Source organism: Sphaerisporangium aureirubrum (genome assembly GCF_042658925.1).
Lineage (GTDB): Bacteria > Actinomycetota > Actinomycetes > Streptosporangiales > Streptosporangiaceae > Sphaerisporangium > Sphaerisporangium aureirubrum.
On record NZ_JBHSRF010000152.1, the window covers coordinates 1 to 7,599 of the forward strand.

Below are 7,599 nucleotides of genomic sequence, written 5' to 3' on the forward strand. Positions count from 1 at the left end.
AAGCTGTCCAGCGCCGATGGTACTGCACCGGGGACGGTGTGGGAGAGTAGGACACCGCCGGACAAACATTCACAACACACCTGGTGTGTTGTCACGACAACGGCCGCCCAGGCTAACCTGGGCGGCCGTTTCGCGTTTGCGGCCCCGTGCGTGCTCCGGAGCGTCCCGGGGACCACGGGCGCCTTGCTAGGCTGGGACGTGCCTGGCCACCCCACCATGGGTGGCCTTCGTCGCGTAAGACACCGAGGGCGGCAGCGACGAGGTACATGAGGCTGTGCCCCGCGGCCCGATAGATCATCTTTTTCCGAGCACATCGGCGCGGTGGATGAGACGAAGATCGCGGCGGACGCGGTGAGCTAGCTACGAAGGACAGAAGTGAACAGAGACAACGGACGTGAAGAGCCGGCCGAGCGCGGCGGCGACCGGGCCGAGGGCGAACCCAGGCAGTCGCGTGACGACCGCCCCGAGGCCCCCCGTGGTGGCCGGGCGAACGAGGGCGAGGGGCGCCGCGGCGACGGCCCCCGCCACGGCGACCGCCGTGACAGCCGCCCCGCCGGGGGCCAGGGGTACCGCGACCGCGATGGCCGCTCCGGGCGTCCGTTCCAGCGCGACGACCGCGGCGACCGCGGCCGCGACGGTGACCGCCCCTCGGGCGGCCGTGGTTCGTACGGCGACCGTGGCTCCTCCAGCGAGCGTGGCTCCTCCGGTGATCGTCCGGAGGGCGGTGCCCCGCGTTACGGCGACCGCCGCGAGGGCCGCCCGGGCGGCGGCTACGGCTCCCGGGACGACCGCGGCCGTGGATCCTTCGGTGACCGTGGCGAGGCACGCCGCCCCTTCCAGGGTGACGACCGCCGCGGCCCGCGTCCGTACAACCGTGAGGGCGGCGACGACCGCGGCGGCCAGGGCGAGCGCCGTCCGTTCAACCGCGACGACCGCCCCGGCGGTGGCGGCCGCTCCTACGGCGGCGACCGCGGCCGTGGCGACCGTTTCCCCTCCCGCGACGACCGCGGGCCCTCCGACCGCGGCGGATCCTACGGCGGCGACCGAGGTGGCCGACCCGACACCCGCTACGGGGAACGGCGTGACAGCCGTCCCGGCGGCTCCTTCGGCGGCCGGGACCGTGACGACCGGAGTTCTTCCTTCCGTCGCGACGACCGCGACGACCGAGGTGGCCGTCCCTTCAACCGCGACGACCGTCCGGCCCGTCATTACGGCCGTGACGACCGCGGCGGACGTCCCTTCGACCGTGACGACCGTGGCGGGCGTCCCTTCAACCGTGACGACCGTGGTGACCGTCCCTTCAACCGTGACGACCGTGGTGGACGGCCGTCCGACCGTGACGACCGTGGCGGGCGTCCCTACGACCGTGACGACCGTGGCGGGCGTCCCTTCAACCGTGACGACCGTGGTGACCGTCCGTTCAACCGCGACGATCGCGGGGGGCGTCCGTTCAACCGCGACGACCGTGGCGGGCGTTCGTTCAACCGCGACGACCAGGCCGGGCGGCCTGATGACCGTGGCGGCCGGGAGGAGCGGAGCGGCGGGGGCGACCGCGGCGGCCGTTCCTTCCAGCGTGACGACCGGCACGGCCCGGGTTCACGCCCTCCGTACAGCCGGGACCGCGACGACCGCGGCCCCCGGGGCGACTGGCAGCGTCGTGACACCGGCGACCGTGGACCGAGCTCCTTCCGCGACACCGGCCCGGACCGGGGCCGAGACGACCGCGGCGGCCGTCCCTTCAACCGGGACGATCGCGGCGGGCGTCCGTTCAACCGCGACGACCGTGGCGGCCGTCCCTTCAACCGCGACGATCGCGGCGGGCGTCCGTTCAACCGCGACGAGCGTGGTGGCCGTCCCGCCGATCGCGACGATCGCGGCGGGCGTCCCGCCGATCGCGATGACCGTGGCGGCGGCCGGGATTTCCAGCGGGACGAGCGTCGCCCCTTCCAGCGCGACGATCGCGGCGGCCCCCGCCCGTTCAGCCGGGAGGGCCGCGACGATCGCGGCGGGTCCTTCGCCGGCCGCCGTGACCGGGACGACCGCGGGCCCCGCGACCGCGACGGCGCGTACGCCGACGGCGGCGCCCGCTCCCGGTACGGCAGGGACGGCGACCGGCCGTTCACCAGGAACGACGACCGGGCCCCTCGCGAGGAGCGGGAGCCGCTGCCGGAGCTGGCGGCGGACATCACGCCGGAGGAGCTGGAGAAGGACGTCCGGGACGAGCTGCGTTCCCTGCCGACCGACCTGGCCGACCTGATCGCCTGCCACCTGGTGGCGGCCGAGCGGGCCCTCGGCGACGAGGACGCCGAGCGCGCGTACGAGCACGCCAAGGTCGCCCGGCGGTTCGCCGCCCGCATCGGCGTCGTCCGTGAGGCGGTCGGCGTGGCGGCGTACCACGCGGGTCATTACGCCGAGGCGCTGAGCGACCTGCGGGCCGCGCGGCGGCTGACCGGTTCGGACGCCTACCTGCCCGTCATGGCCGACTGCGAGCGCGGTCTGGGACGCCCGGAGCGGGCCCTCGACCTCGTCCGGTCGCCGGAGGCCGCGAAGCTGGACCGTGAGGGGCGCGTCGAACTCGCCATCGTGGAGTCCGGGGCCCGGCGGGACCTCGGCCAGCACGACGCGGCCGTGATCACGCTCCAGCGGCTCGCCGAGCTGCGGGACCAGACGCCGCATCCGTGGTCGGCGCGTCTGACCTTCGCCTACGCCGACGCGCTGGCCGAGGCGGGGCACGAGGACGCGGCAACGGAGTGGTTCGAGCGCGCCATGACCTTCGACGAGGACGGCGAGACCGACGCGGCCGAACGCTACGCCGAGCTCACCGGCTCGGTGATCGAGGACCTAGAGGACGACGAGGACGAGGACGGCGACCTCGCCCCCGCCGCCCCCACCGACCAGGACGCGGACGACGCGGACGACGACACCGAAGCCGATGTCGACGACGACGACGAGCCCGAGGCATCGGCCGAGGCGACCGAGCAGCCGGCCGATGACGAAGCCGGCACCGCCGGCGGCGTGGTCGAGATCCTGGAGGTCGCCGAGATCGACGAGATCGCGGACGAACCGCAGGCCGACGCCCCCGAGGACGTCGTCACCGCCGAACCCATCATCGCCGAACCCGTCACCGCCGACCTCGTCACCGCCGAGAACGATGACGAGGACGCCGAGACCGGCGGCAGCGTGATCGACGAGCCGGCGGCGGGTCCGGACATCGACGAGCCGGTGGCGGGTCCGGGCGGCATGGTGCCGGCCTTCATCGAACCGAACTTCGGGGTGCCCGCCGTGGGCTACGACCCGGAGGCGGCGGACGACGCCGACGAAAACGACGCGAAGGACGACAAGCCGGGCGAGCACGGCTCCGGCCAGGGCGACGGCGAGATCGGTTCGGACAAGCGCACGAGCTGAACAGGCGGCAGGAAATGATGGTGGGCGCCGCCTAGCGTGAAGGCGCGCGGCGCCCGCCGGTCATCGTTCCCCGTCGGCGGCATCCTATGCACGGCAGGGGAATCCGGAGACGGTGCCAGTGGCGTACCGTCCCGTCGTGGCCGTGCCGTGCCGCCCTGGTAGGGGCGTCAGGACTCGGGCTTGGTGCGCTCCAGCCAGTACATGATCCCGGCCACGTTCGACGGCGCCCCGCTGAGCATCTCGAACCGCTCCCGCACGTCCTCGTCGTCGGACGCCGAGGCCGCGTAGCGTTCGCGGGTCCGGTCGCGGACCATCGCCACGGCGTGGTCCAGGTCCAGGCCCTCCGAATGCGCCTGCCGGGTGAGATCCACCCACACCCGAAGTTCCTCCGCCGACCGCTCCAGCGTGCCGGGGACGTCCGCCACGGGACCGTAGTGGCTGAACAGCAGCCGCTGGGGCCCGAGGGCGCCGAACAGCGCCACCGAGTCCAGCGCGGTCCGCAGGTCGAAGTCCGGCGGCGGGGTGGCGGGCCGGAGGTCGCCGGTCTCCGGGAGGTACACCCCGGCGGCGTCCCCGACGTACAGGTCGCCGGTGGCGGAGTCGAGCAGCCCGACGTGGTGCTTGGCGTGGCCGGGCGCGTAGTGGCTGGACAGCGTCCGGCCGCCGCCGAGGTCGATGTTCCCGGTGTCGCCGAGTGCCCGGATCCGGGAGGCGTCGGTGGGGGCGAGGGCGCCGAACAGGACGTCCAGCTGGTCGCCCCACACCATGCGGGCGCTGGCCATGAGCCGGGACGGGTCGGCCAGGTGCCGCGCGCCCTTCTCGTGCACGACGATCTCGGCGCCCGGGTAGAAGCCCGCGATGTCGCCGACCCCGCCGGCGTGGTCCAGGTGGATGTGCGTGACGACGACGGTGGCGAGATCGTCCGGTCCGACGCCGAGCGACGCGAGCGCGTCGCGGACCACCGGGGCGGAGGTCGAGGTGCCCGTCTCCACGAGGCAGGGCCGGTCGCCGAGGATCAGGTAGCCGGCGGTGATGCCGGAGAACCCGGCCATCCGCGTGTCGATCTCGTAGACGTCACCGCCCAGAGGTGTCACGTTGTCCACAGGCCACTCCCTCGATATCCCGCTTTCGACCGTGTTCGGACACGAGCGTAGGCCACGTCGTCCACAGAACCACGCTCTACCGCCCCGCCGTCGCGACAGCCCCGAAGAATCTCTCTCGTCAGCCGCGACAGAGAGGGGAAACAGGTGCACCGCAACGAGGTGAGACTGGTCGGCCGGGTCTCCAAGCCCCCGAGAAGCAGGCAACTGCCCAACGGCGACCAGGTCACGACCTGGGGCCTGGCCGTCCGCCGCCCCCCTGGCCACCCGAGCACCAAAAAATCCGACGGCATCACCTGCGTCACCTTCGACCAACAGGTCGTCGCCCTGGTCACCACCTGGCAGGTGGACGACACCGTCAGCATCGAAGGCGCCCTTCACCACAGATTCTGGACCACCCGCCACACCAGCACCTACGAGGTAGAAGTCCACCAAGCCCAAACCCTCAACCCCACCCAAACCCAACCCCCCACACTAGCCCCCACCGCCGTCCCTTCCCCCGCAGAGACACCCCCCGACGGTTCCCCGGCAGGGTTCCTTGCGGCCCGCCCCGCCGTCGACTCCTCCATCCTGAACGGTGGCCGCGTGGGGGCGCCCGTCGGCGATCCCCCTACCGCGGGCGCCTTCCACGTGGAGTTCCCCGCCGTCGGTCCGACCTCCGGTGCCGGGACAGCCGGGGTGGCCGGGGTGGCGCCGCCTGGGGCAGTGGGGGCGGGGGCCTCGACCAGGAGAGGGGAAGGGGAATGAGGTCGTCAGGGGGTGGAGAAGGTGCGGAGGACCAGGCCGGTGCGGGGTTTGGGGCCGAACGATGTGGACTTGCGGGGGACTCTCTCGCCTCCGGCGGCCACGGTGAGCACGTCGTCGACGTTCAGGGCGGGGACGATCACCGCGGTGCCGGACTCGGCGCGGGCCATCCGGATGGCGGCGTAGGGGTCGTGGTGGACGATGCGCACCGACTCCTCGTCGTCCCGCATGCCCCAGACCCTGGGCAGCAGGAACTCCGACAGGACCGAGGTGACCAGCGACCGCCACTGCGCCGACCGCGCGGCGGGCATCGCGCGCTCGATCTGCACAGGATCGGGATCGGTGAGCAGGTGAGCGGGCCCGTTCCCCGCCAGCACGAACGACGGCGGGGACGCTTCGGCGAGGGCGGCCAGCGCGTCGTCCACTGCGGCGTACTCGTGCACCTGCCAGGCGCCCTTGGCCCGGGCCGCCGCCTCCTCCAGCGAAAGCCCCGGGATCACCCGGTGGATGGCGTGCAGATTGGGCGGGTAGGCCACCGAGTCGACCAGCATGGCCAGCCCGTAGTCCCACGGCCCAGGCCCTCGCCCGGCGTCGTGCTCGGCCCGCTGCAAGGCCAGGTAGGTGGCGTACCTGTGGTGCCCGTCGGCGATCATCGCCTGGTGGCCGCGCAGGTCGGCCGCGACGAGGTCCTGCTCGGCCGGGTCGGTCAGCGCCCAAAGGCGGTGCGTGAGGCCGTCGCCGATGTGCACCTCGATGAGCGGGGCCCGCGTGTCCGCCACCTCGGAGACCAGGTCGGCCGTGGCCGCCGCGCCGTCGTAGAGCAGGAAGATCGGCTCCAGGTTGCTCTCGGTGGCGCGCATCAACGCCAGGCGGTCCGCGACCGTGCCCGGCATCACGTCCTCGTGCGGCAGGATCACCCGCTCCTTCGGGGCGCGCAGCCCGAGTTCGCCGATGAGCCCGCGCAGGAGCACGTCCGGGCCGCTTTGCTCGTAGAGGTAGAGCGCCGGCACGTCGTCGCTCACCAGCACGCCGCTGTCAAGCCATGATCGCAGCGTGTCCCGGGCCTCGTCGTACCGTCCCTCTCCAGTTCCGGGAAGGATTAGGCGCACGATGTTGTTGGGGTGTGAGTCCAGAAGGCTCTGGACGTCTTCCCGCGCGATGACGTCGTACGGTGGGGAAGTGACCGCGGCCAGATCGTCGACTGCGTAGCGCACCCCGCGAAACGGGTGGAGCACCAGCCCGCCAGGTGATGGCAGTTCAGGAATCGCCATACCGGGCATGGTGCCATAAAGGCCTGAGTCGTCTAGAGACAGCCCCGACGTCGTTGCGCTGCCCGGCTCGTCAGGAAGCCGGGATGACCCTTTGTCGTCTGAAGGAGGCCTTGCAGGATGATGCAGGGACGAAACGGCCCGACCCGGCCCGATGACTCCCCCGACCAGGAACCCGGCGGTCCCGCCGGCGACGTCTACGAGTGGTTCCAGCGGGGCGTAAAGCTCCTCAAGGACGGCAGCCCCGCCGCCGCCGCGGCCATCCTGGCCCGCGCCGCCGACGCCGAGCCCGACTCCCGCAGCATCAGGGAGGCCCTGGCCAGAGCCCAGTTCAACTCCCGCCGCTACGCCGACGCCGCCGACAGCTTCCGCTGGATAGTCGCCGCCAACCCCACCGAGGACTACGCCTACTTCGGCCTAGGCATGTCCCTATGGCGCACCGGCGACATGGAAGCCGCCCACGAGCCCCTCACCATAGCCGTGGCCATGCGCCCCGACCTCCGCGACTACGTCTCCGCCCTCAAACAGGTACGAGCCACCCTCCGCGCCCGAGAGGCCTAACCCCCCTGCTGGCCGCGCACCTGACGTGACGCCGTGGTGGGGACACCAGCGGTGCGGTGCGGTACGTCCGTCGGGGGCGGGCCGATGATGCGGCGCGCTGCACGCCCATTGGGCGGCGGCCGACGCGTGCGGCGCGAGCGTGGCGATGCACATGGGCGTTCGGGACACGTGGCGCGCCGCGTGGAGTGTCCGGCGTGGAGTGAGTGTCGGGGTCGGCAAGTTCGGGGTGGCTAGCGCGGCGCGGGCCGTTCGAGGCGATTAGCGCGGCACGCGGTGTTGTCGGGGTGGGTAGCGCGGCACGCGGTGTTGTCGGGGTGGGTAGCGCGGCACGCGGTGTCTTCGGGGTGGGTAGCGCGGCGCGCGGGGTCTTCGGGGTGGGTAGCGCGGCGCGTGGCGCGTTCGGCGTAGGTAGCGCGGAGCGCGACACATGGGGGTCTTCGGGGTGCGTGGCGGCGCGCGGAGTGTTGGGGTGGGGTGTTCGGCGTGGGGTGTTCGGGGCGCGTGCGCGGCGCTTGGGGCGG

Annotated in this window: 5 protein-coding genes; 3 read left to right on the top strand and 2 right to left on the bottom strand. The window is 72.8% G+C overall.

Annotated elements, in window-relative coordinates; all coding sequences use genetic code 11:
- Window positions 1–375: 375 nt before the first annotated feature.
- Window positions 376–3,405: a hypothetical protein gene (locus tag ACFP1K_RS40570; protein WP_380763829.1), complete on the top strand. Its 3,030-nt coding sequence runs from the start codon at window positions 376–378 to the stop codon at window positions 3,403–3,405.
- Between the two features lie 167 nt (window positions 3,406–3,572).
- Here ACFP1K_RS40570 and ACFP1K_RS40575 read toward each other — a convergent pair whose 3' ends face one another.
- Window positions 3,573–4,508, bottom strand: coding sequence for an MBL fold metallo-hydrolase (locus ACFP1K_RS40575; RefSeq protein ID WP_380763831.1), 936 nt, complete (start codon window positions 4,506–4,508; stop codon window positions 3,573–3,575).
- 144 nt (window positions 4,509–4,652) lie between these two features.
- On the opposite strand from ACFP1K_RS40575, the gene ACFP1K_RS40580 reads away from it, so the two are divergent.
- The gene (locus tag ACFP1K_RS40580) at window positions 4,653–5,252 is read left to right on the top strand and encodes a single-stranded DNA-binding protein (protein ID WP_380763833.1); all 600 of its coding nucleotides are present in this window, start codon (window positions 4,653–4,655) and stop codon (window positions 5,250–5,252) included.
- A gap of 5 nt (window positions 5,253–5,257) precedes the next feature.
- Here ACFP1K_RS40580 and ACFP1K_RS40585 read toward each other — a convergent pair whose 3' ends face one another.
- Window positions 5,258–6,520 (bottom strand): DUF1015 family protein, encoded by a 1,263-nt coding sequence (locus ACFP1K_RS40585; RefSeq protein ID WP_380763835.1) that lies wholly within the window; start codon window positions 6,518–6,520, stop codon window positions 5,258–5,260.
- 117 nt (window positions 6,521–6,637) lie between these two features.
- Between ACFP1K_RS40585 and ACFP1K_RS40590 the strand changes: the two genes are divergently transcribed.
- The gene (locus ACFP1K_RS40590) at window positions 6,638–7,078 is read left to right on the top strand and encodes a tetratricopeptide repeat protein (protein ID WP_380763837.1); all 441 of its coding nucleotides are present in this window, start codon (window positions 6,638–6,640) and stop codon (window positions 7,076–7,078) included.
- Window positions 7,079–7,599 lie beyond the last annotated feature (521 nt).